The sequence below is a fragment of the Novipirellula aureliae genome, from assembly GCF_007860185.1.
GTDB classification, from domain to species: Bacteria; Planctomycetota; Planctomycetia; order Pirellulales; family Pirellulaceae; genus Novipirellula_A; species Novipirellula_A aureliae.
The window spans coordinates 99,005-125,791 of the sequence record NZ_SJPY01000005.1 but is presented as its reverse complement, the minus strand read 5'-3'; the positions used below and the strand labels follow the sequence as shown (position 1 = coordinate 125,791).

General features: G+C 52.1%; 22 protein-coding genes. 14 read left to right on the top strand and 8 right to left on the bottom strand.

All coding sequences use genetic code 11. The features are described from left to right. Positions 1–100: 100 nt before the first annotated feature. Entirely contained in the window at positions 101–973 is an 873-nt protein-coding gene (locus tag Q31b_RS15405; protein WP_146600584.1) for a DUF1571 domain-containing protein, read from the top strand. A 218-nt stretch (positions 974–1,191) separates the two neighbouring features. Here the strand turns inward: Q31b_RS15405 and Q31b_RS15400 are convergent, their stop codons facing one another. Further along, complete coding sequence (locus Q31b_RS15400; protein WP_146600583.1) at positions 1,192–2,190, bottom strand: CPBP family intramembrane glutamic endopeptidase; 999 nt, start codon at positions 2,188–2,190, stop codon at positions 1,192–1,194. Between the two features lie 19 nt (positions 2,191–2,209). Then, entirely contained in the window at positions 2,210–2,788 is a 579-nt protein-coding gene (gene pgsA / locus Q31b_RS15395) for a CDP-diacylglycerol--glycerol-3-phosphate 3-phosphatidyltransferase (RefSeq protein WP_146600582.1), read from the bottom strand. A 209-nt stretch (positions 2,789–2,997) separates the two neighbouring features. On the opposite strand from pgsA, the gene bcp reads away from it, so the two are divergent. After that, positions 2,998–3,471: a thioredoxin-dependent thiol peroxidase gene (gene bcp, locus Q31b_RS15390; RefSeq protein ID WP_146600581.1), complete on the top strand. Its 474-nt coding sequence runs from the start codon at positions 2,998–3,000 to the stop codon at positions 3,469–3,471. Between the two features lie 30 nt (positions 3,472–3,501). Here bcp and kbl read toward each other — a convergent pair whose 3' ends face one another. From kbl to Q31b_RS15360, 6 genes are all read right to left on the bottom strand, one after another. Beyond that, positions 3,502–4,692 carry a glycine C-acetyltransferase gene (gene kbl / locus Q31b_RS15385; protein ID WP_146600580.1) on the bottom strand — a complete coding sequence of 397 codons (1,191 nt, stop codon included), beginning with the start codon at positions 4,690–4,692 and terminating at the stop codon, positions 3,502–3,504. A gap of 14 nt (positions 4,693–4,706) precedes the next feature. Continuing rightward, on the bottom strand, positions 4,707–5,729 hold the full coding sequence (gene tdh / locus Q31b_RS15380; protein ID WP_146600579.1) for an L-threonine 3-dehydrogenase: 1,023 nt from the start codon (positions 5,727–5,729) through the stop codon (positions 4,707–4,709). 570 nt (positions 5,730–6,299) lie between these two features. Continuing rightward, a complete protein-coding gene (locus tag Q31b_RS15375; protein ID WP_197171599.1) occupies positions 6,300–6,764 on the bottom strand; it encodes a CBS domain-containing protein in 465 nt (154 codons plus the stop codon). A 173-nt stretch (positions 6,765–6,937) separates the two neighbouring features. Next, entirely contained in the window at positions 6,938–7,252 is a 315-nt protein-coding gene (locus Q31b_RS15370) for a TraR/DksA family transcriptional regulator (RefSeq protein WP_146600577.1), read from the bottom strand. A gap of 380 nt (positions 7,253–7,632) precedes the next feature. After that, the gene (locus Q31b_RS15365) at positions 7,633–11,229 is read right to left on the bottom strand and encodes a serine/threonine-protein kinase (protein ID WP_231617653.1); all 3,597 of its coding nucleotides are present in this window, start codon (positions 11,227–11,229) and stop codon (positions 7,633–7,635) included. Between the two features lie 93 nt (positions 11,230–11,322). Beyond that, positions 11,323–12,066, bottom strand: a complete 744-nt coding sequence (locus Q31b_RS15360) for an RNA polymerase sigma factor (protein ID WP_146600575.1) — start codon at positions 12,064–12,066, stop codon at positions 11,323–11,325. A 260-nt stretch (positions 12,067–12,326) separates the two neighbouring features. On the opposite strand from Q31b_RS15360, the gene Q31b_RS15355 reads away from it, so the two are divergent. From Q31b_RS15355 to Q31b_RS15300, 12 genes are all read left to right on the top strand, one after another. Next, entirely contained in the window at positions 12,327–12,806 is a 480-nt protein-coding gene (locus Q31b_RS15355) for a CBS domain-containing protein (protein ID WP_146600574.1), read from the top strand. Then, the gene (locus Q31b_RS15350) at positions 12,803–13,543 is read left to right on the top strand and encodes a ZIP family metal transporter (protein WP_146600573.1); all 741 of its coding nucleotides are present in this window, start codon (positions 12,803–12,805) and stop codon (positions 13,541–13,543) included. The genes Q31b_RS15355 and Q31b_RS15350 overlap by 4 nt, the downstream gene beginning before the upstream one ends. A gap of 203 nt (positions 13,544–13,746) precedes the next feature. Next, positions 13,747–14,253 carry a hypothetical protein gene (locus Q31b_RS15345; protein ID WP_231617605.1) on the top strand — a complete coding sequence of 169 codons (507 nt, stop codon included), beginning with the start codon at positions 13,747–13,749 and terminating at the stop codon, positions 14,251–14,253. A gap of 154 nt (positions 14,254–14,407) precedes the next feature. Next, positions 14,408–14,953, top strand: a complete 546-nt coding sequence (locus Q31b_RS15340; protein ID WP_197171596.1) for an endonuclease/exonuclease/phosphatase family protein — start codon at positions 14,408–14,410, stop codon at positions 14,951–14,953. 62 nt (positions 14,954–15,015) lie between these two features. Then, on the top strand, positions 15,016–15,258 hold the full coding sequence (locus Q31b_RS15335) for a hypothetical protein (protein ID WP_146600571.1): 243 nt from the start codon (positions 15,016–15,018) through the stop codon (positions 15,256–15,258). A gap of 409 nt (positions 15,259–15,667) precedes the next feature. Further along, a complete protein-coding gene (gene mgtE, locus Q31b_RS15330; RefSeq protein ID WP_146600570.1) occupies positions 15,668–17,014 on the top strand; it encodes a magnesium transporter in 1,347 nt (448 codons plus the stop codon). A 192-nt stretch (positions 17,015–17,206) separates the two neighbouring features. Next, the gene (locus Q31b_RS15325) at positions 17,207–17,524 is read left to right on the top strand and encodes a Rieske (2Fe-2S) protein (RefSeq protein WP_146600569.1); all 318 of its coding nucleotides are present in this window, start codon (positions 17,207–17,209) and stop codon (positions 17,522–17,524) included. Positions 17,525–17,660: 136 nt separating this feature from the next. Continuing rightward, the gene (polA, locus tag Q31b_RS15320; RefSeq protein ID WP_146600568.1) at positions 17,661–20,507 is read left to right on the top strand and encodes a DNA polymerase I; all 2,847 of its coding nucleotides are present in this window, start codon (positions 17,661–17,663) and stop codon (positions 20,505–20,507) included. A 355-nt stretch (positions 20,508–20,862) separates the two neighbouring features. Next, a complete protein-coding gene (locus Q31b_RS15315; protein WP_231617604.1) occupies positions 20,863–22,512 on the top strand; it encodes a glycoside hydrolase family 172 protein in 1,650 nt (549 codons plus the stop codon). 70 nt (positions 22,513–22,582) lie between these two features. After that, the gene (locus Q31b_RS15310; protein ID WP_146600567.1) at positions 22,583–22,888 is read left to right on the top strand and encodes a hypothetical protein; all 306 of its coding nucleotides are present in this window, start codon (positions 22,583–22,585) and stop codon (positions 22,886–22,888) included. Between the two features lie 507 nt (positions 22,889–23,395). Next, positions 23,396–25,465, top strand: coding sequence for a S1C family serine protease (locus tag Q31b_RS15305; protein ID WP_146600566.1), 2,070 nt, complete (start codon positions 23,396–23,398; stop codon positions 25,463–25,465). After that, positions 25,462–26,709, top strand: coding sequence for an SHD1 domain-containing protein (locus Q31b_RS15300; protein WP_146600565.1), 1,248 nt, complete (start codon positions 25,462–25,464; stop codon positions 26,707–26,709). The genes Q31b_RS15305 and Q31b_RS15300 overlap by 4 nt, the downstream gene beginning before the upstream one ends. The last annotated feature ends 78 nt before the right edge of the window (positions 26,710–26,787 follow it).

Genomic DNA, 26,787 nt, shown 5'->3' with positions numbered 1-26,787 from the left:
GGTACCCTTATCACCTCGGCACCGTTGCGGTCATGGGTCGAGTCGTTTTCGGCGATGAAAGTAGGCAGAGGACCGCCCACGCCAATGAGAGAACCTTTTGATGACTATTCCACGCCGAAATTTCTTTGCTCTAATCGGAACGCTCGCTGCGACGCAGGCCGCACCTCGCTTATTTGCCGAGGAAGCTGAACTGGTGGAGCCGGTACACCGTGTCGCCAATGCTGCCAATGCTGAACCGCCACCGATGACCCACCCACTCGACCGGGCGATGGAAATGGCTCGCTACGGACTCGAGAAAAGTCGCAAGCAGATTGATGACTACACCGCCATTTTGGTGAAACGGGAAAGGGTTGGCGATTCGCTCGGTGGCCACGAGTATATTTTTGCCAAAGTACGAAACCGGAAAACGAGTGGTGGGCAGATCACGCAGCCATTGAGTGTCTACCTTAATTTCCTAAAACCTTCCTCCGTCCAAGGCCGCGAGGTGATCTACGTTGAAAACCAAAACGACGGAAACATTGTTGCTCATGAGGGCGGTTTCAAAGGCAAATTCCTACCGACCGTCACGGTACCTCCGACCGGCATGTTGGCGATGCGGGGCCAACGGTACCCGATGACCGAAATTGGTATCGAAAATTTGATGGTGAAGTTACTTGAACGGGGTGAGCAGGCAAAGCATTGCCCAGGAGTCACTTGCGAGTTTCGCAAAAATGCGCGAGTCAAGGACCGTACTTGTACGGTGCTGCATGTCACGCAACCCGTCAAAACGCCTGGTGCCGAATTTCATCAAGCGCAGGTCTTTATGGACGACGCCCACAATATTCCGATTCGCTACGTGGCCTATGACTGGCCGAGTCGACCGGGTGGGGAATTGAATGTGATTGAAGAATACACCTACTTGGATGTAAAGGTGAACGTGGGCCTAACCGATGCTGACTTCGATCCGAAGAATTCCAAATACAACTTCTATTAGGCGTCGTGCTTTGTCACCGCTTGATTTTAGGCTTGGCAAAGCGAACTGCGACTGGAAGCCACAGCCACGAAAGATTCTTATCCTCATTCTTGGTTGTGGCAAAGCACGAGTGCTTCGACCCATTCAAACCGAGGGTTGGCAAGCTTAGCCATTTGGGCGTTCGTCCCGGTTTTTCAGCGAAACCGTGGCAAACGCCTCAACGGCTACGCTTGTAGAGCTTACGCCCCTATTGCCCAAAGTCGAAAGAACTCGACTGACAAGGTAAAACTGTTGAGCATAATGTGAACGATGACGGGGCCTGTAATGCGACCGGTTTGCCGATAAAGGAATCCCAGTCCCAGCGATAAAAAGAACAAGGGAATGGGCGCAGCACCCTGCCCCCAGTGCATCATCGCGAACACGAAGCTAGCCGCCACGATTGGCCAGAAGCTTGACGGCTTCCAGCCCGAGGGCGTTGACTGTAAAGAGATTTCCTCTGCGGGCTGATAAGGGTTGAGGGGATCGCTAGCATGCTCTTCCGGCAACGTTTTGTTTTGGATAAGCGTATCGTCGGTTCGCATGACAACAACATCGCTATCCGCCATCCGCTGAAGTCCTCCCTGTAGCATCACGCGAAACAGGAATTCTTCGACGACAGGAGTGACAATCGCGGTGCCAACAAACAACACAGCAAACAATAAAACGCTGTTAGCCCCCGCGAGCGATTCGAGTATTGGATGATGGTATGGCACAAGGAATGCGATCGCGCTACTGATCATTAGCACGACGGGGATGAGCATCAGCGACCATTTCAGTCCCAATTGAAAATCGCCCGCCTTCCAAGCAAAACCTAATTGCTGCAGGGCATCTTTACGTATCAGTCGCAGCCAACCAATCGTTGCGAAGACAGCCAGGGGCCCCGCAATCGATTGGGCTGCTAAACCGGCAATGATTGCCGAGGAATCAACCGGTTGATCTGGAGCAGGCCGAGAAATCCAACCAAGCGATAGAAAGGCAGCTTGCAGGAATATCGTGAAAACGAGACTCAACCCAATGGCAAGTAGAAAGTCAAAGACGGTCCAAAAAGGTCGCTCTCCGGTTTCGGTGGCCAGTATCGATTCGTACCAAGGTTTGTCCGAAGCCCCGATTCGAGACAGTGTGCGTGTCCATAAAACGACGGCACCGACAAGGCCGGCGATAACGATCGCCCCGATGATGGCTGCGAACTGTGTTTCCATCAATTAGCACCGAGGTCCATCAAGCATCGTCTTGTTTTCGCATCACGCGAGCGGCAGCCAGGACGTAGTCATAACCCGAATAGACCGTCAGCAAAACGGCTGACCAAATGATGACAGTCGTTGTCCTCTGTAGCCACATTTCTGCAGGTTGGTACCTCAAGCATAGCAGCACGGAGACCACAGCAGCACATTGCAGGACCATTTTCCATTTACCGAGTTGGCTTGCCGAAAAATCGCCACCACCGCCTTCAATAATCCCTCGCAAACTTGTTACCAATAGTTCTCGCGCCACGACGATGGTCGCCATCCACGACGCGATTCCTGATCCCGCAACTTCGACCAAAGCGATGAACGAACCGCAAATGATTATTTTATCAACAAAGGGATCAAAAATCCGCCCCACCTTGGTCACTTGCCCGTACTTTCGAGCCCAATAGCCGTCCATCCAATCGGTGGATGCTGCGATTAAAAACACCACCATGGCCGATCCGAAATAACCGAGCGGGATCAAAACCATGACAGCAATTGCCAAGGCAAACCGCGCGCTGGTAAGCGCGTTGGGGACGTTATAGATGGTTCGAGAGGACGCGTTATTCATGGATAGGTTTATCGAATTCATTGTTTCAACAACTAACTATGAGAGTAACAGATCGTTCTTTTTTTTGCGATGGCCCAGAAGCATTCACCGCGACAGCCCAAAGGAGCCTTGTGTAGGGCGAAAGATTCGGAAAAAATCGGAAAACACATCGAGAGTTCTTTTACACGCATAATTCTTTCCCACTTCCCCCCAAAAAAGGTATTTCGGTTATGGCTGATTGGTTAGAACCTGGGCGAAAAGCCCCTGCATTCACGCTTCAAGACGATTCAGGCAACAAAGTAAAACTGTCTGAGTTGAAAGGCAAGCCTGTTGTGATCTACTTCTACCCACGCGACAATACGCCTGGATGCACCAAAGAAGCATGTGCGTTTCGCGACCGCTATGATGAGTTAAAGGAGCTAGGTGCTCAATTATTTGGTGTCAGTACCGATAGTGCCGAGAGCCACACGAAGTTTAGAGACAAACACTCGCTCCCGTTTCCTCTCTTAGTCGACGCTGATCACGCTATGTCTGAAAAGTACGGAGCATGGCGGGAAAAAAACATGTACGGCAAAAAATCGATGGGGATTCAGCGGTCAACGTACCTCATCGATTCTTCCGGTAAGGTTGCCCACGTTTGGAAACGAGTGAAAGTGGACGGCCATGACCAACAGGTGATCGATTCAGTCAAAGCGTTGCCTTGAAGTGCTCCGCTCTCAATCCAGCTCGCTCCCTCAGATACCCAATTCCTGCTTCACAGCAGCAAAGCAATCGATGGCAAACTGCAAGTCGTCGGTTGAGTGAGCGGCGGAGACTTGTGTTCGAATACGCGCGAGCCCCTTGGGGACCACGGGGTGGGAAAACCCTACCACATAGACACCTTTTTCGAGTAGTCGTTGAGACATCTCGGTCGCCAGCCGCGCATCCCCAAGCATCACCGGAGTGATCGGATGTTCGCCTGGCAACAGGTCAAAGCCACAACGCGTCATCCCTTCGCGAAAGAAGGTAGCGTTGTTCATCAATCGATCTCGCAATTCCGTCGATTCCATCAACAAGTCGATCGCTTCGAGTCCGCCCGCAACCAGCGGTGGGGCAACGGAGTTAGAAAACAGGTAAGGTCGTGAACGCTGACGGAGAAGTTCGATAATCTCCTTGCGACCACTCGTGAAACCTCCGCTTGCGCCCCCGAGAGCTTTACCGAGCGTTCCCGTGATCACGTCGATCCGCCCCATTACGCCACAATGTTCATGAGTTCCGCGGCCGGTCTTTCCCAGGAACCCGGTTGCGTGGCACTCGTCAATCATAACCGAGGCATCATAGCGATCTGCCAACTCGCAAATTTGTTCAAGTCGGGCGATCGATCCGTCCATCGAGAAAACACCGTCGGTAGCAATCAACCGGACACGGTCGCCCGCAGCAGCCTTCAGTTGTGCCTCTAAGTCAGCCATGTCGCAATTGGCGTAGCGATAACGATTCGCCTTGCAAAGGCGAATGCCGTCGATGATGGAAGCATGGTTCAGTGAATCGGAAATGATCGCATCCTGGTCCGACAACAGTGTTTCGAACAATCCACCATTGGCGTCAAAGCAAGAGCCGTAAAGGATCGTATCCTCGGTTCCAAGAAACTCCGAAAGACGATTTTCCAGTTGTCGATGGATCGATTGTGTGCCGCAAATAAACCGAACCGAGGCAAGCCCATAACCCCATTGATCAAGCGACTCGCGGGCAGCCTGGACCACCCGCGGATGGTTAGCCAAACCTAAATAATTGTTGGCGCATAGGTTAAGAACGGGGTTGCCCGAATTTACCTCCACATGGCCACTTTGAGGTGTCGTGATGATGCGTTCGGATTTGTACAATCCGTCACCACGAATCTGGTCAAGCGTTTGTGATGTGACGTCGATCAGTTTATTGACATGTGACATTGCGTTTACCACTTTTACCACTTTAGAATCACTTTTCCGGATTCGCCGGACATCATTGTTTTGAAACCTGACTCAAAGTCATCGCAATCGTAGCGATGGGTGATCACTGAATTGACGTCGAGCCCACCTTGGACCATGACCGTCATTTTGTACCACGTTTCGTACATTTCGCGGCCATAGATCCCCTTGATGTTCAACATGTTGAACACGACCAAGTTCCAGTCGATCGCCATTCCCTTTGCTGGAATTCCCAGCATCGCCACCTTTCCGCCGTGGCACATGGTCTCGAGCATTGAACGAAATGCGTCAGCATTGCCCGACATCTCGAGTCCCACGTCAAAGCCCTCTTTCATGTCAAGTTCATCCATGACGCCCCGTAAGGATTCCGTGCGAACATCTACCACGCGAGTGGCTCCCATCTTTTTGGCAAGAGCTAACCTCCATGGATTCACGTCGGTTGTGACAACATAGCGGGCACCCGCATATTGTGCGACCGCCGTGGCCATGCAACCAATGGGACCGGCGCCAGTGATCAGCACGTCTTCACCGATTAACGGAAAGGATAGCGCAGTATGAACGGCATTTCCAAGTGGATCAAAAACCGAAGCAACATCGCGGTCAATGTTGGGATCGTGGACCCAAACGTTCGTCATTGGAAGGGCAACGTACTCTGCAAATGCCCCCTGACGGTTCACACCAACTCCCATGGTGTGAGCACATAAGTGTCTCCGCCCAGCCAAACAGTTTCGGCAGCGACCACAAACCACGTGCCCTTCACCGCTGACGAGATCCCCGATACGAAAATCGATCACATTCGATCCTACCTCGACAATCTCACCCACAAATTCGTGTCCAACAACCATTGGCACGGGGATGGTTTTTTGTGCCCATTCATCCCACGAATAGATATGAACGTCGGTTCCGCAGATTCCGGTTCGGTCAACACGAATGAGCACATCGTTAACACCGACGTCCGGCATTGGAACGTCTTCCATCCACAAACCCACTTGAGGGTGACGTTTGACAAGTGCTTTCATGTTGTTCGATACTTTTTTGTGCGCAGATTAATAAACTTGCAATCGAAATTCACAACAAGCTCCGCCACGTCTCAAGCAAATCGCGATTGATGGCCGCGGCTGAATTTTGACATTGCCAGATTCTACCGAGTCTTCATGACTGGCGAAAGCCGCAGTAGCCGCGTCAAAGATCTTTGCCAAGATACGGATCAACCGTTATCGCCGCGATTGTCGCTCAGCTTTCGGGACGCCGATTGTATTACAGAGCGAAACAACCTCCCTCAAACGAAGTTTGGGAGGAAGTCGAGCGACACCCTTAAGGCGTTCGCGAGGGAGGCGGCCCGTTGCGACCTCCCCCAAGCTTCGCTCGGTGGAGGTGGTTAATTCGCTCGGTGGAGGTGGTTAAGATGTTGATTCCGTTGGAGTTTAATGGTTCTTAACACAATCGACGTCCTCCGAGCGGATAGCGGCATCACGCTGCAGCCGTCGCTCTGCTCTCGGAGCGGAAAGCGGCTTCGGCTTGGGAGCGATCGTTGACCTGATCCAATCGGCGATCGCGGTTGGCTCGGATAGATGAACGGAATGGATGGATCACACTTTGACTAGAAACCGATGGTTCATGATTTCATGAACATCGATCGGTGTTCGTTCATCATCGTGCAGTTTCACCCACTGACGATAATACTCGTCCAATGATCGCAGCACGTCACTTCGACAAACGATCCCAACAAGAAATTGTCCTTCAATGACTGGCAAGTAATGATAGTTGTGGCTAACAAAGATCGAAGACAATGCGAAAACATCAGTGTCCGTCGTGACGCACAACGGATGCCGTTTCATAATCGTAGCCGCCGTTTGGATCGGCATGGGCGATCCGTAAAACAGTTCATTGCTAAGATGCTCTAAACAGTCACCTTCCGAGAGCAAGCCCAACAAGACTCGCTTGCCATTTTCCTCCCGGACCACTAACACGCTGGACACGCCGCAACGCGTCAGATAGTCGATCACGTCTGCCAAGCGAGTCTCGGGAGCGACCGTGTGAGTTACGACTTTCATTAGATCATTGGTATTCGGTACCGGTTGCAGTTTCATTTTACTCACCTTTTCAGCGTAGCACGGCGGTCCCCACCGTGCTGATGGATGACAATCATACGGCGGGGGACCACCGAGTTCTATCCGCTTCGCCGCCTTTTGATTTTCCGCCTTTTGATTTTCCGCCTTTTGATTTTCTATGCGCAATCAACACATGTGGTTGTGTAGGGCATTAGCTCTAACCGCGCCTGGGATATTGGCTTGTCGCACCTGGCACACCGTCCGTAGCTGCCCTCATCAATACGACTGATCGCGCGCCGAATTTGTTCGATCTCTTCGTGAGCTTGAACACTCAGCGATTGCAGCACTTCATCATTGGACCGCTGCGTAGCTTGTTCCTCCCAATCCTCGTCCCCTGGTTGCCGCAAGCGATTTTCGAAGTTCTCGACCCGCTGGATCTGTTCTCGAAGATCGTGCTGCAGACGCTGTCGAATCGCGGATAAATCCTGCATTGCTTGATTCCCTCCCGAGAATGAATTGGAAGCGTCATCGAATTCTACTTCGAACGCATCGACACCGTGAACGGTTCGCTAGACTGGGGCCGAGTGTGACTTTTTGATTCTTTCCGAAACGAAACATGTGCGAAGTTGCACAGAGCTCATGAACAGCGATCCACCTTGCCTTCTTCTGCCCGCCTTTGGGGGAGGTCGAATATCAAGCAATTCGTGTGCCGCACGTGTTTGGATAGCTACCGTCGCCAGACGATGAACGATTGATTTCCCACGCTCTAGCCCGGCTAATACGCAGACTGTTTTTCGAGCAATGAACGTCAACGCTTGAAGGCGTTGACATTAGCAAAACAATTTGCAAGCCCATGAATCATCCGGGCTAGCTACTCAAAGCCCAATTCAGGACGCCAGAGTTTCAACCAGGCGTTGGCAGCTTCCGACTCGGCTTTGTTGGCGGATTTTCTGAGTTCCTCTAGCCAGGGGACGAATGCTTGGCGATGATCTTCGGGAACGAACTCCAGTTGCGGCAGGTAGTGACTCGCGCGCACGGACGCTCCATCATCGCTCTTGACGACGTCGAGTGCTGGATGCCTTAACAGCTCGATGACGAAATCAACATTTTCAGGATGGACTTCAAGCGATTGCAATATGTCCGTGAGCACAAGATTGCGAATGTTGGAGTATTCCTTGAATCGATCCAACACGATCGCTCGGGTGTCATCATCGGCAAGCCCGTTTTGAAAAAGAAAGCGTGCAATATGGGACCAAGAAATGGATTTAGTAGTGCGCATGAATTCATTGACTTGTTGCCGGTTCTCTTTGTTCTTATGCCACGACACGACCGTTTCGACGACAAATTGATCGTCGTTTGCGTATTGGACACCGAACAGGAGTGCACTGGCGATTGCACGAGTTTGCATTTTTCGATCCATCCGATCGAGCAGTTTAAGTGCAACATCGCAGGAAGTCGTTGACCCTGCTTCACAAGACTGAACAAGCTGCTCCAGTAGCGATTCGGGTTGGTCTTCCTGTTCACGAATCCACGTTTCTGCTGCTTCCTCGAAGACTTTGGCCGCATCAGAACGATTCGACTTAGCAGCCGTATTTTCCGTTTGACTTCTGCGGCTAATCCCTTCGGCGTGTCGCAACAAAGTCGCCAATGTTTCGCTGGCCTGTTGATACTTTGCCAACAGCAAGATCAACTCAACTTGCAACTTCGCTTGAGCAGCATCGGGGCGTGGGTCGACATGATTCGCATAACCGATCAAATCTTCTACTGGAACATCTTCCTCGACCGCTAGCAGTTTTTCGGCCCAAGTCGGGGAAACCGGGGAGGAAACGGTATGATTAAATGTAGCACGATAGATAAGGGTTAATGACACTCCTTCGATCGTCCAGTAGATCGTCCTTACCCGACTGACCACTTTAACCCTTGGTTTCATACCAGAAAGCGCTTCGATTGCTTTGGCGACCGATTCTGCGCTATGGGTACCGCGGCCGTCATTAGCCGAATCGAGTCGCGTTTTCCACTGGTCAAACAGAATGGGAAACGCATCCATGTTGCCGATTTTTGCCAACGCGCCGATAGAGGCATCTTTGATTGTGGTCATCGACTTCGGACCCGCGAAGAAAGAATGGACATCTACATCCAAATCGGCATCATCACTTTGCACGATACTGACTAACAATGGGTACGCCGACGCAGCTTTGGGTCCAAGATCGCCAAGACTCCATGCAGCTTTTAATCGGTATGCTGACTGCTTGTCACGTGCTAAAATCTCGCTCAGCGTCGCAACGACCGCGTCAGCGTGTACGTCTCGCTTAATCAACTCATCCGCAGCCATCAGACGAATAAAAGCTTCTTTGTTATCAAGGGCATTTACTAGCCTTGGAAGGAGTGTGTCGGCCGGTGCATAGTTGATCAGAGCAAACAACAATTCCTCTCGACCCGTGAATGAATCGTCGTCCCATAGGCTCGCTAACAATGGCAAATAGGAATCGCGGACCTTGCCTTTTATTCGAGCGGTGTATCCATTGAGATACTTCAGAATGAATTGTTTTTCGCGGTCACTGCCGTCACCGAGTTTCCTTGTCAACATGTCAGCAACGGTTTGCTGATCCTGTTTAGCCAAGTACTCCTGCACCGCATAGACGACGTTCGTGTCCGTCCCACCGCTCGTGTATGTATCATCGTCATCTTGATACGACACGACCTGGACCAATGCCGCAACGGCATCGCCAACGCGTGCTGGTTCAGCCAGTCGCTCGAACGCCTTCGTTGCGTGAACCAATTGTTCGGGACTGCGTTCACGTCCCAAAAGATCGATCCACTCGTCAATTGTTTTGTCTTGATAAGTCGGCTGGTTCGGGTCAACCTTCGTAGTGTCGGCGTGCTCTCCGAGCTCGCTGCGTTTATCCTTCGGACCAACTTTTGCCAGCCACGTTTCTCCCCTCCGCAACGTGTAGTGACCATTTTCGACCACCAAACCGTCCGCATCACTGACAATCTCGATCTCGTACTCACCCGCACCGAGCCGGAATGTTTGTGCATGATCCGTCAACGTCATGTTCTGATGCGGGTGTCCCGACTTCAACAGACGTACTTCCACATCGGGCGAAGCGGTTTCGATCACCAATTGCCCCGAACTCGTTTGCAAAATAATCACAGCACCCAAGACAAACGCGGCCATTGAACCTGCCGCTGCAATGATCCACGGCAATGTCCGACGAGGTGGCTTGCCATTGGCTTCGGATACAACCGGAAGCACCTTCGGAGTCGATCTTTCGCTCGGCAACGGACCCACCGACGCTTCGCGTTCCTGACCAACGGATTGCTCGATCTTCTCCGCTTCGCTGACTAACGATCCTAAATCGCTATCCTGAGCCAATCCCTCGATCCGCTCGACCACTTCATTCATCGACTTGGGGCGATCCACAGGCGAAGCGGAAAGCATCGAATCAACGAGCAGGACCAATTCGCCCGGCAAGTCACCACGACGCAAAGCGATCGAAACCGCTGGCTCCGATGAGATACGTCGAATTTTTGTCAGCACGCTTTCACGCGGTGCACCAGCCCGAGGAGCTACGCCGGTCAGCAGTTTGAAGAGCGTCGCGCCGAGTGAGTAGATATCGGACCGCTGATCCGCAACGTGCGAGTCTTCCAATTGTTCCGGAGCCATGTAGTCAAGAGTCCCCATTAGCTGGCCCACCGTGGTCAGCTCATCCTCAACGGTCGGTTCGCTGGCGATACGTGCCAAGCCAAGATCCAAAATCTTGACCTCCCCATCGCGAGTGACCATCAAGTTGGACGGTTTCAAGTCGCGATGAACCATTCCGAATTCGTGAACATGAGCCATCCCCAAAGCGGTTTGATGGGCTAGTCGACAAGCGTTCTCGATCGACCACTGGCCAGTCAACCGAGACAATTTATTGCAGTCGAGGCCATCGACGATCTCCATCACCAAGAAGTGAACGCCATCGACCTCACCACCATCGGTTGCCTGGACGATTGCGTGATGACGAAGCGAACCGACGGCCTGCATCTCTCGTTGAAAACGGGCCACTCGACCGCCATCGTGTAGCAGACGAGCAGGTAAAACTTTGATCGCCACTTCACGATTTAGTCGTGTATGGATCGCTCGGTAAACGGTCGCCATTCCGCCGCATCCGATTGGCTCGATCAGCTCATAATCTCGCAGTTTGACGGATGGAACCATTGACTTGGCTGCTGATTCGCTCCAAGCTGCCACGGCACCCTGGACAGCACGTTGATACGCCTCTGACTCGATTTCATCGTTAATATCGGGCCTACGTAGTGATTCGATCAGCGTATCCGATTCGCCATCGAGAGCGGAAATCGTCGCCTCACAATGTTCACAGGAATCCAAGTGTTCCGCGATTCGATGCCAATCGTCGCCCGACACATTTCCCAAAAGATAATCAATCAGTTTGCTTTGGGTCGGGCATTTGGGTGCAGTCATCACGGTTTATTTCTCCACAGTGAATGATATATCGTACCAGATCGCTACAATTCAGATCGCTACAATCAATCACGTAAAGGTGTGACAGGAAATTTACCGATCCACATCCAACTCGGCACGCAGCCGCCGCAGCACCCTCGACTTGGCTTGCCGAACACTATTGGGCGACAAGTTCAATTCGCGAGCAACCTCGTCGGTCGACTTCTGCTCAACCACGGACAGATAGAATGCTCGCCAGGTTTGCGGTTGGAAATCGCCTTCGATCAATTGCATCGCTCGTCGATAGAGCGAATCGACTTCGCTTCGATTGATCGGTGAAGCATTCTCATCCCAATTGTCAGGCAAATTGTCAGTCCAACTCTCGGGAATCTGGCTCATCCGGTTCAGTTCAGTGGAACCGCCCCGAGCGATCTCGCGTGCCACGTTTCTACGAAAATGATCATTGATCTTGTTGCGTGTGATCGTCCATAACCAAGCGCGGAACTTGCCCTTTGCCGCCAGATCAAAACGGCGAATTGCGCCGGCAACCGCCATGAAAACGTCCTGCATGACATCGGCGGCATCATCGTGCGATAGCCCACCTCGAACCGCCCAGCGGTACACCATCACACCATATAAATCCACCAAACGAGACCAAGCGGTCTGGTCGTTCGCTTGGACTCGATGAAGGAGAGATGCCGACGTCGCAAAGGACGATGGCGTCGACTGCTTGGCGTCGCCAGGAAACGTTTGCATCGTTTGAATCGGGTTCGCGGATGGAGAAATGAAGACGCTATGATAACCGGAATCATCGATGGGGCTAGCGCGGTGGTTGATTGACCCTTGCTGGATCAACATTTTGCGGACGCTTCACCCCAGACAGCGGTAAGAAAGACCATTGGCCAGGAAGAACTCCAGTGATCGCCATGCTCATAAACGTGTGCGAAAACGACACTTAGGGTGTGCGGATGTGGGCAACTTTGGTGTCGACAAACATATTCGTTTCCTCCGTATCAATAATATTGCTGGCGGCATGATCATTGCAATGTTGCAGTAACGAAGTCTTGTTTTGCCACGCTAGGGGGCATGAGTATGATTCTGTTTCGGAGGTATCGAGAATGAACGCCGAAAAACAAAAACTGCAGACGCATGTTGAAGAATTCATGCAGCGAGACCCGCGGAAAGTTATGGAGAGCGACACCGTGTATGATGCAATCGAGATTTTGAAGCAGAATCAGATTTCGGCGGTTCCGGTTGTTGACAAATCCGATTGTCTTGTAGGAATTTTGTCGGTCAGTGATTTGCTTGGGCGTCTCCAAACAGCTAGCCAGACACTGAAAGTGGACTTTCCGATGTATGAGGACTGCTTCTGGGTTAGCGAGATGATTCAGCATACATTTGGTACCGACAAGGTAGCTACTGCGATGACGCCCGTTCCTGCAACCGCTGCGCCCAATGATACACTTCAACAGGTGGCGAAGTTGATGTTGGAAAACCATGTGCATCATGTACCGATTGTAGGCGAACAGATGAGCTTGTTGGGAATCGTTTCGAGCTTTGATGTCGTTCGTTTGGCCGCTGATGGGGGCCTAAGTTGACGACACTCGCATGGATCGTGGTCTCTAGCATCGCAATGAGTGTGATCTCATTAGTGGGTACGGTGACGCTGGTAATCAAAAAGGAGACACTCGACAAGTTACTCTTGCCGTTGGTTGCCTTTGCCGCGGGGTCATTGATTGGCGGTGCGGTACTTCACATGATTCCTGAAGCCGTAGACAAGATGCACAATTCTCTGGCGATCTACCTTTGGTTGTTGGCTGGTTTTATGCTGTTCTTGGCATTAGAGCAATTTCTGCATTGGCATCACACTCACAACGCAACAGCGGACGACACGCCTCCGTTGACCTACTTGATTTTGATTGCCGACGCAATTCACAATCTGATCGGAGGCATGTTTGTCGCCGCCAGTTTTATGGTGGACGTGCGTTTGGGCATCACTGCATGGTTAGTTGCCGCGGCTCATGAAGTACCCCAAGAACTCGGCGATTTTGGAGTCTTGGTGCATGGCGGATGGACAACAACGAAGGCATTGATCTTCAATTTCTTTTGCTCGGCGACCTTCTTGGCGGGAGGCATTTTGGCCTACGCGGTGTCGGACCAGATCAATGTTGTGTTCTTGGTTCCGTTCGCGGCAGGAAACTTCTTGTACATCGGTGCTGCGGATTTGATTCCCGAGATCAAACATCATCACAGTATCAAGACAAACGTACTTCACTTCGCAGCGTTTAGTCTCGGGATCGGTTTGTTACTTGCCGTAAGATTAGTGGGTGGGTGAATGAAACGGTTATTGGTGAGGCAGCGACAGGATCAAACGGAACCGTATTCGCACGGTCACTTGTGCGTCGCACGGTCACTTGTGCGTCGCACGGTCACTTGTGCGTCGCACGGTCACTTGTGCGTCGCACGGTGGTCGCCACCGTGAAAATCAGATAGCGCACGGTGGAAAGCCGCCGTGCTACAAAAATTAGGAGTATTCAAATGAGTACGACAACGAGCGAAGATTCGAAATTTGGGCATTGTTTATGTGACACGGATGCACATCGAATGTCACATCATTGGCAGATTGGGTTGCGTGTCATCTTGATGGGCTTAATCGTTGCGACGATTCTATTGTTTCTGTTTCTTCGCCCAGCAGCGTATCTAGCTGCCTTGCCGATCCCAGTCGTCTACGTGGCTTTGGCCTTGGTCAATTTTTGCGAACAACGGTCGCGGAGATCGGAACTGCGCAGAACTGGCCAAACGGAAATAGCCGACGAAGAGATCGAGTTGGACGCCGAAACCGCTGGCATTGCAATGGCATTAAAGATTTTCACGGCATTGGCAATAGGAACCTTTATCCTTGCTGCCGCTTTTTTTGATTGGGCGATTGTTGGTATTGCTGCTGCAGCGACTTTTCTACTCGCAATTTTGATCAATCTACCGTTCATCTTCGTTGGGATCTCAGAAGCAGAACAGGATGAACGTGAAAAGCTTGGACGGCAATAGATTTAGGGGAGCGACCACGTCCGGAGCAAGCTAGGAATTCTTTTCGTTCATGGATGTCACAAGCGTTGGCTATAACTGCTTGATGTCTGAGTTTCATCGTTCGTCTATTTTGCTTCAGCCGGGCTTGTTCCAGTTCGGACATCCTTACATAACGATGCATACAGAAGTCCGAGGGGATTTTGGAATCGGAGTGTTTTCTCGGTTTCCGATGGAGGAAGTCGACCGCTTTACATTAAACACCGATATCCAATCGATCGCCGCGACGATTCAGGTGCCAAACGGGCGCTCGTTGCGATTGTATGCAACTCACCCTTTGCCACCGATCGGTGAAGTGCAGCAGCGATTACGAAATGAGCAATTGACACAACTAGCGACTCGTATCAAGGCGTTTGGTTCGAAACAGGTGGATTCACCGATTGTATTGTTGGGTGATTTCAATTTGACACCATGGTCGCCACACTTCAATGAGCTTCAAACCGCCACTAAACTGCAACGAGTGGGAAGCCGGTTTGACCTGACTCCAACTTGGTATCGTTATCCACTGTTCCCGTTTGGTCTCGTCATCGACCATGTGATGATCAGCAACGATATCGTTTGCACTGAGCATCGAATTGGTCGGTTGACGGGATCGGATCATCGCCGTGTGAGCGTTGTTCTCGATACGTTAACGTATCAGGAGAAAAAGGCTCGGCGTCAATAAAGCACTTGACGCATTTGACATGCTTAATCGAGAAAGGTTGCCCATTTCGACACTTCTCGCTGATGGCCGCCATTCTTCCCCCCCAAACGCAGTTTGAAGAGGGGCGTGCGGTGATTGCTGACCCGTCGGAACAAGTGGAGGACGGGCAGTTGTGCGAAAAACTCGCTGAAAGCTCGTTATTCGCGGTCGACGAGTGCTTCGTCAAAAATGGAACTTTCGAGGTTGCGTTTTGCTGTGACTGTGGATTCCAGCCGCAGAACTGGGGCGGGAAGCTCCCGTCACGTAATACCGCACCTGAAAGTTAAATCTGGACAAAGCATTCGTTTCGCCATGAGGGTAAAAGTTGGTGTGATTAGCGAATAAAGTCTTCATTTTCACATAATTCGAGCAGCGAATCCTAGAAGCAGCGAACCCTAGAAGACGTCTTCGTTTGGAGTCGTTTGGAACCCTACGATTTCACAGGACCACTTTGTTATTCATCCTCGTGTCCTCCCAAACGTCGGGTTGCCCAAAGAGCCGGCTACGGAGGGCGAGGCGTCGATTGTGATTGATCTGAAATGATTTTGCGGGCAAAGCGATTTGTGGCAAGGGAGGATCGATGCGAGCGAGACGATCGTTGCGTGACTCTGTTTCGATGGTATCATCTGCACTCTCCTCCTCGAAGGGAGTTGCTCGATACTCAATTTGCTGCCCGGATATCCTCGTAATAACTCAATGAATTTAGCCGAAACCGATACTGCCGATTCCGACCTCGTCACCGCCCAAGAGAATGCAGAGGAGCTTCGGGGGTTGATTGAATCGGATGCTGTCAACGACGCCGCGGTCGTACTTGACCGCATGCCTGAAGAGGAACGGTCGGCAGCGGTTGGCGAGTTGCCGACCGAAGCGGCAGCCGATTTGATCGAGCATTTGCTGGAACAGCAGGCGGCCGAAATTCTCGAACAGCTTACTCCTGACGTTGCCGCATCGATTCTTGAGGAATTAACAAGTGATGTGAGAGCCGACTTGATTGCGGGGCTCGATGCTCAATCCGCCTTCGATATTCTGCAGGCAATGTCACCGGTGGAAGCGGAAGAGACAAAAGAGCTGTGCCGCTACGAACCGGACTCCGCAGGTGGTTTGATGGTTACTGAATTGTTGGCTTTCGAGTCGACATCGACCGTCCAAGCCGTCTTTGACGATCTCGCCGAGCACAGCGAGGAATATCGTGATATCGATGTTCAATACAGTTTTGTTGTTGATGGAAAGCGGTTGGTAGGCGTGCTGCCGATGCGAGATTTGTTTCTCGCCAAGAGATCGACTCCGCTCTTCGAACTCATGATCAAGGATCCGATTTCCGTTACCGACAGGACCCAGCTAAGCGCTTTGGAGGACGTCTTTGACAACCACAGTTTTCTTGGCATCCCGGTTGTCAACGAGTCCCAAGAATTACTTGGGGTTGTTCAGCGGTCGTCGCTTGAGCATGCGATAGCAGCACATGACCGCAGTGACTATTTGAAATCGCAAGGGATTATTGGCGGTGAAGAGATTCGTAGTCTGCCGGTATTCGAACGGGCTCGTCGGCGGTTGTCGTGGCTCAGCGTCAATATCCTGCTCAATATTCTCGCCGCCAGCGTGATTGCGATGTACCAGGACACACTTTCGTCCGTGATCGCACTGGCCGTTTTTCTGCCGATTATCTCTGACATGAGTGGTTGTAGCGGGAACCAAGCCGTCGCGGTCAGTATGCGTGAGTTGTCGCTCGGGCTGATCCGTCCGGCTGAATTGATGCGAGTTTGGGGAAAGGAGATTTCCGTGGGAGCGATCAACGGCATGTGTCTCGGCATGCTGGTTGGAGCCGCAGCGTTTTTTTGGAAGGCCGACGTGATGTTAGGAATCGTTGTCGGTGGAGCCTTGTGCCTCAACACAATGGTTGCCGTTTCGATCGGTGGAATGGTTCCCCTCTTGATGAAACGGTTCCATTTCGATCCAGCGATCGCGTCCGGCCCGATCTTGACAACCGTTACCGATATGTGTGGCTTCTTTCTCGTGTTGAGCATGGCCAGTGTACTTTTGGTTTAACGTAAGAGTTGGGAGCAAAGGAGTTGGGAGCAAAGGAGTTGGGAGCAAAGGAGTTGGGAGCATTCGCTATGCCACTTGGCTCTTCCTGCGTCTCGCGGAATCGCTCGAAGGCTCCACCCCAGCCATTGCAGCGGTTGGTTCTGGTTCGGTACACTTTCTTCAACCCATATTCCCCAACAACGAGCGAACCAAATGACGAAGAAGTGGATCGATGTTGCTGCATCGGAAGATTGCTCGGACGGAGCCGGTATCGAAGTGATTGCGGATAGCGAAATCATCGCCGTTTTCCGTCTCAATGGTGATCTATTTGCAATCGACGGCGTTTGTGCTCATCAAGGCGGCCCGGTCGCTCAGGGCAGGGTCGAACATGGCTGTGTCACTTGTCCGTGGCATGGATGGCAATACGAAATCCCGACCGGGATTCAAACGATCAATCGTAAACCGTTACAGAAAACCTTTCCTGTTCGCGAGCGTGAAGATCGGATCGAAGTCCAGGTTGAAATTGATTAAGAGACCCTGTTTAACCGCGTGTCCAGCGGGCCGCATACGTTTTTTGGATCGTAGGGGAGTGCCCACACGGTCTCACGATTTTCATGCCGAATCGCGGGGCGTTGCTCACGCGGTATAGCTTTTTAAAGAAGACTCTATGACCCTCGATCTATTTCCCGAAGACGATACCGACGACGACCAAACGGCGGAAAGCTCCGTCCCCGAGTGTGCCGAAAAAAAGCTGTTTTTGCTCGACGGTATGGCGTTGACATATCGAGCGCACTTTGCGCTCGTACGTAGCCCTCGATTTACCTCCGGTGGGGTGTGTACCTCAGCCGTGTTCGGAGTTCTTAACACCGTTCTCGATCTAATCAAACGCGAAGAACCGACTCATTTGGCAGCCGCGTTCGATACCTCCGATCCAACCGCTCGTCACGAGATGTTTCCGGAGTACAAGGCGCAGCGTGATCAGATGCCTGAGGACATCGCCATCCAATTGCCGCTGATCGATCGTTTGTTCGAAGCGATGAACATTACGACGATTCGCAGACCGGGTTACGAAGCGGACGACGTGATTGGTACTTTGGCACATCAAGCCGCCGATAGAGGTTACAAAACTTGGATGGTAACCCCCGACAAAGATTACGACCAATTGGTTACCGACGATATCTATGTTCTGAAACCCGGCCGAAAGGGAGGCGATGCGGAAATCTTCGGTGTTCAAGAGGTCTTGGATAAATGGGACATCGAGCGAGTCGACCAAGTTATCGATATCCTCGGATTGATGGGCGATGCCTCCGACAATATCCCGGGAGTCCCCGGCATCGGTCCCAAGACGGCTCAAAAACTGATTGCCAAGTACGGTTCCATCGACAATTTGTATCAGAATCTCGATGATCTGAAGGGAAAACAGAAACAGAATATCGCGGAACACCGTGATCAAGCAGCGATGAGCAAACGGCTGGTGACGATTCAATTGGATGTGCCACACAGCGTTGATATCGAATCACTGGCGTGGAAGTCGTTCGATACCGAAGCTCTCAAGGCATTCATGATCGAATTGGAATTCGATGCCATTGGTAAGCGTGTCTTTGGCAAGACGTTTTCAGCTGCGTCCGCCAGAGCAGCCGTGGTCCGAGAGAAACGGGAATCCGAGATTCAAGCTTCGTTATTTGACGAGCCTGTCGGGGAAAAGACGATTCACGATGTACCTCATCAATACATGACGATCCGCACTGCTGAACAGCGTGCCGACTTGATCAATCGATTGAAGCAACAGAAATCATTTTGCTTTGACACCGAAACCACCTCACTTGACGCTCGCGAAGCGATCCCACTTGGCATCTCATTTTGCATCGAACCTCATCAAGCCTATTATGTCGTTTGCCCAAGTGATGCCAATGAAATGCAATCGATGATCGATGAGTTTCGTCCGCTTTTCGAAGATCAATCGATCGAAAAGGTGGGCCACAACTTAAAGTATGACATGACGTTGCTACGGTGGCATGGCATCCAGGTTCGTGGCGAACTGTTCGACACCATGTTGGCTCACGCCATGAAAGAGCCCGAGATGCGTCATGGGCTCGACTACCTTTCGACGTTGTATCTCGGTTATCGTCCGATTCCCACTAGCGATCTGATCGGCCCCAAGGGGAAAGACCAGATAAACATGCGGGACGTCCCCATCGACCAGGTAGCCGAGTACGCTTGTGAAGACGCGGATGTGACCTTCCAAGTGGCGTCGGTGTTGCGTTCGGACTTGGAACAATCCGAAACGCGTGATGTTTGCTTCAACATCGAGTTTCCATTGGTGCGAGTATTGGTCGATATGGAGTATGAAGGCATCCGGCTCGATACCGAAGCGTTAGGCGAGTACAGCGACCACCTTGGCGGGGAGATCGAAGATCTTCAAAACAAGATTTTCGCAGCAACCGGGCACGAGTTCAATATCGATTCGCCCAAACAATTGGGGGTCGTGTTGTATGAAGAGCTTCAATTGGAAGACAATCCAAAGAAGACGGCCACCGGGCAATACTCGACTCGCGAAGCGGAATTGGAGCGACTTGCCAATCGTCATCCCATCATTGCTGACATATTGGACTACCGCAACGCTCGGAAGCTGAAGTCGGTTTACGTCGATCAATTGCCGTTGGCGGTCAATTCACGTACCGGTCGCTTGCATACTCGATACGATCAGATTTGGACATCGACAGGACGAATTCAATCGAACGATCCAAACTTGCAAACCATTCCTGTGCGAAAGCAACGCGGACGTGAAATCCGTGCCGCGTTCGTGCCACGTGACGAGAACCATTTGCTTCTCTCAGCGGACTATTCGCAAATAGAACTTCGCGTGATGGCGGAACTCAGCGGTGACGAAGCGATGCAAGATGCGTTTCGTAGCGGAGAGGACATCCACAGTGTCACTGCCAGTAAAGTCTATAAAGTCGAACTCGATGAAGTGACTCGTGAAATGCGAGACAAAGCCAAAACGGTGAACTTTGGGATTATCTACGGTATCTCTGGTTTTGGCTTACAACAACGCTTGAACATCCCTCGTAGCGAGGCGAACGAGCTCATCAAGAACTACTTCGACAAGTACCCCGGCGTCCAACAATACATCGACCAAACGATTGCTTTTGCTAAAGAACATGGGTACGTCGCGACTCAATCCGGACGTCGACGGTATATTCGCGACATCAATTCGCGTAACCGTACCGTCGTCAGCGCCGCGGAACGATTGGCAATGAACAGCCCCATTCAAGGTACCGCTGCCGATATGCTGAAGTTGGCAATGATTAACGTTCATCGAGCCCTCCGCGATGGCAAGTTTGAAACCAAGATGCTGTTAAGTGTGCACGACGAAATCGTCTTCGACATGTTGAAATCGGAACAGGCCGCGGTGATGCCAGTGATCGAAGCGGCAATGAAATCGGCGATGCCGATGAGCGTTCCAATCGTCGTCGAAATGGGTATCGGAAAAAATTGGTTAGAGGCCCACTGATCGGCGAAGCGATTGAGGAGCTAGCGTTCAGAATGCCACATTCCCATCCTGGAGCGCTCAAAGCATCATCCGATGGCGTCGCAGCGCCGCTGTCGAATGGGGGGGAGTGGATTTCGCTTCCGATCCGTGCATAATAAAAAAATTCTGCTACGAGCGCTTTGTCACAACGAAGAAGCAGGGTAAGCATCTTGCGTGGCCGTGGCTTCCCGCCGCAGCTTACGGAGGCAAGATGCCCCAGCCACTAGTTTGCCAAGCCAAAATCAAGCTCTGACAAAGCACTCGTGAAGCGGATTGCGGTTAGGCTATCCGCTGCCCAATGTCCTCCGAAACGATACCCCTTGAAAGTTTTCGAACAATGAAATCCTTTTTACCGATCGTAGTGTTCACGCTTTCCAGCATTGCATCCACTTCGATGACATGGGCTGCCGAAACGGTAACCATTGAGTCGCTGCTTCAAGAAATGATCGACCGTGATGCGGTTGCACGGTTTCCTGCAACCGATTTCCGACTCAAACAGGCCAGCAGTTACAACCGCGCTTCCCAAACACCGGAAGAACCCAAAGGCTGGTTCAACAACTTTGATCGGAACACGAACAATCAGCATCACAATTTCGTGCGGATGGAAGAGGTCGACGGACGGAAAGAATGGGTAGTGATGGAAGAACAAGGATCCGGTGCCATCACTCGGATTTGGGTCCCTTGGCGTGGTCAGCAGAATCCCAATTCGAAGATCATCATTCGCTTCTACCTCGATGGTGAAACCGAGCCAGCCTTGGAGGGCAACATGTTCTCTCTGTTCCAAGGCAAGGGGCTAGTGCCATACCCTTTGGCCCATGAGTCGTTACGGTCAGCGGTTTCGTTCTTTCCGATCCCCTACGCCAAAGGGTGCAAGGTAACGATGTCCGATCATCCCTTCTTCTTTCAGTTCACCTACCGTGATTATGCCGAAGGAACTCAGGTCAAAACGTTCACGAAGCAGGATTTCGAAGCTGCCAAACCGCTGATTCAGTCCACGTGCAAGACGCTGCAAAGCCCCGATTCTGGAACCCACCAAGAAGTTCGATCGGGCGGCAAGGCGGCGGATGTCCTATCGAAATCCGCCACTTTAGAACCGAATTCAGAGGCAGCGTTAAGGCTCCCCTCGGGCGAAGCCGCCGTACGGAGGCTCTCCGTGAAATTGGGCAGTTACGAGGATCCAGAGGTCACTCGCTCCGTTGTACTCAAGATCGATTTTGACGGCAAGGAAACGGTGTGGTGCCCGATTGGAGACTTCTTTGGTTGCGGTATCGGACTGAACCCGTTCCAGGGGTGGTATCGCACGGTATCCGACGATGGCACCTTGACCAGCCGCTGGGTAATGCCCTACCAGGAAAACGCTACCGTTGCAGTCGTCAATCTTGGCGAGCAACCGGTTCAGGTGGACTTGTCCGCGACTGTAGGCGATTGGGATTGGGATGATCGCAGTATGTACTTTCATGCGGGCTGGCGCGGCCAGTATCCGGTCCCGACTCGACCCTACTCGGATTGGAATTACGTTTCACTCAAAGGGCGAGGTGTTTACGTGGGGGACACCCTGACGATTATGAATCCAGTTGCAAAATGGTGGGGCGAGGGCGACGAAAAGATCTTTGTCGATGGAGAGAGTTTCCCGTCTCTGTTTGGAACCGGAACGGAGGATTACTATGCGTACTCTTGGGGTGGAATCAGTACCGATTTTTATGAGCACCCCTTCCACGCCCAGCCGTTTTGCCATCAGTACAATAAGCTGAACCGCAAACAAGACGCCGCAGAGAGAAACACGCAGGGTTACAGCACCGAAACACGGACGCGAGCATTGGATACGATACCGTTTTCCAAGTCATTGCAATTGGATATGGAGGTCTGGTCCTGGAACGATTGCGACATGGGCTACGGCGTGGGGATGTACTGGTATGGCGATTCGGAGACTGCCTCCAACCGCCAACCCGAGCCCGTCGAGGTGCTCAATGTACCGCCACTGCCGTGACTCAAACGAAGGGATCTCTTCGATAAATGCGTGAAAGAACAACGGGCGGTTCGCTTTACAAAAAAAGCCTATGATCGCTATCGAGGGGCGAGAAGAATCACGCGATTCTCTTCATCGGTCGATTCAACCTGGTAAAATCAATCCGTTCGGTAACGTCTTCGAGCCACCCTTTGTAGCCTGGGATCACTTTCGATTCACCATTGCGAACACTTCACTTTCACCTGCTACGCTGCGGGTCGCAAAGTCCGCATTTGCTGCTTACATCCAGGGCAATCTATTTGTGGAACATCGTACGGCACAGGACGCCCCGAACGTAGAGCAAACAACCGGAAGAGTCGTGGCTATCGGCCTGCTGATTTATTCGTTTAACGCTTAGCCGAAGGCGTCAGCTTTTCCATAAGCGGTCGCCTATGGCTTGGCGTTAAACAATAAGTCGAGTCAAACCGATTAAATCAGCAGGCCGCTATCGCCAAACGCCAGATCAAGCCGCACCGATCAAGCCGCACCGATCAAGCCGCACCGATCAAGCCGCACCGATCAAGCCGCACCGATCAAGCCGCACCGATCAAGGTGAGCCGAATGATTCATCGCGGCGTTGATTGGCCAAATGCGTGATCGTCTGCCGTTTCGCCCACAAGCGAGTACGATCGCCGTTGCGTTTGTCTCGCCGTTTGTCTCGCCGTCTGTCTCGCCGTCGCCCCGTATGCAAAACGCAATAGAATCAACGATTAATACCCACTCTCAAAATCTGCTACAATCTGGACGGGGGTAAGAATCTTTCGTGGCTGTGGCTTCCAACCGCAGCGTACAGAGGCAAGATGCCCCAGCGACTTTCTAGCAATCCTAAAATCAAGCTGTGAGAAAGCACTGAGGCTACTTTCCGATGCAAAACAATGAACCCGTGGAAGTAGAGATGACGAGGAACACGACTCGCGACAACCGAAAGACTTTGGTGCTGCTCGTTATTACTGGCTTCCTTCTATTCGCCCTACTCGGACTGGGGCTTGTCTCGTTTGCGGGATGGAAGCTCTACAGCATTCTTGCTGAGGGTCATTCGCAACAAACGCCATTGCCGTCTCGCCAGACTACCGCGGAAGTGGTTCACGCGGAGGTGCCGACGGTTGAAGAAGCCGATGCAGAACCCGCTTCATCGTCGCAAAGCACTCCTGAGAACGCCCCTGAACGTATTGGCAAAAGCGCTCCGATAGGTACGGTTGATTTAGCTCGTTCCGACGACCCCATCGCCTCGGATGGGACGGACATTCGTCTATCGAACGACCTTCCCGCGCTCGGGCCCAATGTTCCCGAATCACTCGAACGTACCGAATCAGCTATCAAGTATTCCTGGGACACTGACAGCAAACTGGCTTACGATTTCGAGATTGAAGCCCAATTGGGTTCACGGAAAATTGGATATCGTGGTCGCAACACATTTCAGGAAACAGGCAAGCCGCCGAAAGACTTAGCGGCGGAGCATCAACTCGACGCCGACCAGAGGGACGTCGGCACAGGAAGTGGGTTTGTGATTCATCCGCAAGGCATTGTGGTGACGTGTGCCCATGTCGTGAAAGGTGCAACGAGCATTCAGGCATTGATTGGGGAATTGTCGCTAGATGCGACGGTTATCAAACTGGATCTTGCGAATGACCTGGCCGTGCTTCGGCTCGACGAGACCGGACTTCCTTATTTAAAGCTTGCCAATTCGGATCATGTTCGGTTGGGACAGGAAATCCGTGCGATCGGTTATCCATTGTCCGACGTTTTAGGCGAATCGATCAAAGTAACCAAGGGAGAGGTCTCGGGACGTGGTGGTCCCGATGGAGTCGACGGATTGCAACTCGATGCGACCGTCAATCCAGGGAACAGCGGTGGACCGTTGGTCGATGATTCGGGACGACTTGTCGGCGTCACCAGTTCACTACTCTCTGGGGCTGGTATCTCGGAAGTTGGGTTCGCAATCCCGTCGAACAAGGTGATTGAGATTGCCAAAGAATTGGGCGTTCCCGTTGACGTTGATGATCTAGCCAATCCAATGCCAGGCCCCGACATTGTTGATCGGGTCCGTCCTGCAACCGTGTTTCTAAAAGTCACCACGGGACCTCGCGGTGTCGGGATGGTTCTACCGCGTGAACTGGAGTACTCAGGCTACTGGTTTGAAACGGCCGTCTCGAATAGTGGGATCTTTCATCCCGCGTCCACTAACAACGGGCATTTTTCAGGAAAGTTGCTGGTCGATGCGTCGGGTGAAATGCTAGACGACAGCGCCGAAGGAATGCTGCCGTTAATGCTCGGCAGGGCCTGTTCGGTTGGCATCGAAATGTTACCGAGCACGGCACCGGGCCGCACGGTTTCGAGTGCTCTCGTATTGATCCCGTTACCAGATAGCCAACCTCGAAATTCTTCGCTCGGCCCTTATGAGTTCGGCGGCTACACATCACGCAGCCGTCCACCTTGGATGCGGCATCCCCCCCCAACATCGACGACGTCCAAAGTCTTACTGGGTACCGAATCGACAACTGTCGTGCTCGGCAAAATACTACCTGACGCGATCGAGGTAAAGAAGTCTTATGCGCTGAGGGTGAATGGTGAGTCCGAGGACTCATTGCCACTCTGCGTGATTGGATCGGGAACCGGGAAATTTGATCCTCGCTCAGGCCGGATGTTGGACATGGATTACAAGATGACGATCACGGTGAATCAGGACAACGTCACACTGCAAATTCCGGTCAAAATGAACTATCGACTCGTCGCTGAATCGGTGCTGGCAAAAGAACGTCTAGCGAGTCAACAGCGGAAGCAAGCTAGAATGCAAGAATCATCGAGTACTTCGAAGAACTCCGCGTTTCGGTCGCAGCCGACGACGCCTTCCGCTGCTGTGGAAGATCCGCCGTTCCAAAGTGTCAAGGCGGTATCCGAGTCAACCAATTTGAACCTATTCGACCCAGACCAATGACGGCCGCCCCAATGATTCGAGTCTTTACGACCATCTACATCGTCGCTCTTTCTTTCGTGCCTGCTGCGCTCGGTCGAACATGGACCGACCAGACAGGCCAGTTCAAAGTCGAAGCGGAACTGGTCACGGTGCGCCAAGGCAAGGTCTATTTAGAAAAGTCCGATGGCCAAGTCAGCTCGGTGCCGCTCGAGAGGTTGAGCAGTGCGGACCTTACCTACCTTGCTGGGATCCCCAAATATGAATCGCAGGTTAGGGCCCGCTTGCCAAAAAGCAAGTTGCTGCAACCTGCGTCATCGCCAGCTCAGCCAAAGGTGACGGTCGATATCGATGAGCTGACACGATCAGGGTCGGTTGGCCAATTTCGGTCGGATCGTTGGGGTTACAAGGGGTTGGCGTTTTCAAACGATGGTGCGTACTTAGTGACTCTCGGCAGTGACAATGTCACGGTGATGGACATCGAGGCATCAACCAAAACGCTGTACAAACTCGATGGCGGCAGTCGGTCTGCTTTAACGTTTTCGCCCGATGGCAAACGGTTACTTGCCGGCGCCTACGACGGCAATGTTCTGGTTTGGCAGTTTGACGGCAAGGGCGAATTGAAACCGGAGCGTCAATTTTCGATTTTCAAAGGAGAGATCAAATCGATCGTCGTGTCGCCGGACAACCAACATGTCTTGACGACTCATTCGTCATCCGTCGCTTGTCTTTGGGATATTGATACCGGCAAAGTGCTAGCCCGATTCAACGACTTCAATTTTGGCTCGTTGGGTGCAACTCGCTTCAGTCGTTATGGCGGGCAAGCGATTGTCACCGATGGCCAAATTGCAGCAGTGATTGACATAAATAAACGCAAAATCATTCAAAGGACGTCGCTATCGAGAGGTAGTGGACAATCGGCCGCGATCTCGTCCGATGGAAGCTTGATCGCATCGGGGCGAACCTACGACATTCACTATTTCCAGACCCAATCTGGACAGCAGCCAAGTACCAGCAAGGGAAAAGAGATCGCCTGGTCCGCCTCCTTTTCACCGAGTGGGGAACTGCTCGTTAGCGGTGGTTTAGGCAAGGTTTCCATTTGGGACACGGAAACAGGAAAGCAACTTCGAGAGTATCCCATGGGGGACAGCGGCTATGTCAAATATGTCGCATTCTCCCCCGATGGTCTTCACTTTGCTGCGATCGGCGCCCCGATCGGAAAACTGGTCGAAGTTTTCCGGCTCCCCAGTCAAGAGCACGAGCACTAACGACCTCGTTGATGTTTTCTGCTGCCGTCTGGCGGCTTGCCAGTATGGTTTCTACACTGGTGGCTCGCTACGATGATT

Coding starts and splice junctions, on each gene's coding strand:
- Q31b_RS15370 (WP_146600577.1), bottom strand. CDS start 7,252: ATGCAGGATTTATCCGCGATTCGACAGCGTCTGCAGCACGATCTTCGA.
- Q31b_RS15345 (WP_231617605.1), top strand. CDS start 13,747: ATGAGTACGACAACGAGCGAAGATTCGAAATTTGGGCATTGTTTATGT.
- polA (WP_146600568.1), top strand. CDS start 17,661: ATGACCCTCGATCTATTTCCCGAAGACGATACCGACGACGACCAAACG.
- Q31b_RS15360 (WP_146600575.1), bottom strand. CDS start 12,066: ATGTTGATCCAGCAAGGGTCAATCAACCACCGCGCTAGCCCCATCGAT.
- Q31b_RS15325 (WP_146600569.1), top strand. CDS start 17,207: ATGACGAAGAAGTGGATCGATGTTGCTGCATCGGAAGATTGCTCGGAC.
- Q31b_RS15375 (WP_197171599.1), bottom strand. CDS start 6,764: ATGAAAGTCGTAACTCACACGGTCGCTCCCGAGACTCGCTTGGCAGAC.
- Q31b_RS15300 (WP_146600565.1), top strand. CDS start 25,462: ATGACGGCCGCCCCAATGATTCGAGTCTTTACGACCATCTACATCGTC.
- kbl (WP_146600580.1), bottom strand. CDS start 4,692: ATGTCACATGTCAATAAACTGATCGACGTCACATCACAAACGCTTGAC.
- Q31b_RS15315 (WP_231617604.1), top strand. CDS start 20,863: ATGAAATCCTTTTTACCGATCGTAGTGTTCACGCTTTCCAGCATTGCA.
- pgsA (WP_146600582.1), bottom strand. CDS start 2,788: ATGAATAACGCGTCCTCTCGAACCATCTATAACGTCCCCAACGCGCTT.
- Q31b_RS15310 (WP_146600567.1), top strand. CDS start 22,583: ATGATCGCTATCGAGGGGCGAGAAGAATCACGCGATTCTCTTCATCGG.
- Q31b_RS15365 (WP_231617653.1), bottom strand. CDS start 11,229: ATGACTGCACCCAAATGCCCGACCCAAAGCAAACTGATTGATTATCTT.
- tdh (WP_146600579.1), bottom strand. CDS start 5,729: ATGAAAGCACTTGTCAAACGTCACCCTCAAGTGGGTTTGTGGATGGAA.
- mgtE (WP_146600570.1), top strand. CDS start 15,668: ATGAATTTAGCCGAAACCGATACTGCCGATTCCGACCTCGTCACCGCC.
- Q31b_RS15305 (WP_146600566.1), top strand. CDS start 23,396: ATGCAAAACAATGAACCCGTGGAAGTAGAGATGACGAGGAACACGACT.
- Q31b_RS15405 (WP_146600584.1), top strand. CDS start 101: ATGACTATTCCACGCCGAAATTTCTTTGCTCTAATCGGAACGCTCGCT.
- Q31b_RS15340 (WP_197171596.1), top strand. CDS start 14,408: ATGCATACAGAAGTCCGAGGGGATTTTGGAATCGGAGTGTTTTCTCGG.
- Q31b_RS15335 (WP_146600571.1), top strand. CDS start 15,016: ATGGCCGCCATTCTTCCCCCCCAAACGCAGTTTGAAGAGGGGCGTGCG.
- bcp (WP_146600581.1), top strand. CDS start 2,998: ATGGCTGATTGGTTAGAACCTGGGCGAAAAGCCCCTGCATTCACGCTT.
- Q31b_RS15355 (WP_146600574.1), top strand. CDS start 12,327: ATGAACGCCGAAAAACAAAAACTGCAGACGCATGTTGAAGAATTCATG.
- Q31b_RS15400 (WP_146600583.1), bottom strand. CDS start 2,190: ATGGAAACACAGTTCGCAGCCATCATCGGGGCGATCGTTATCGCCGGC.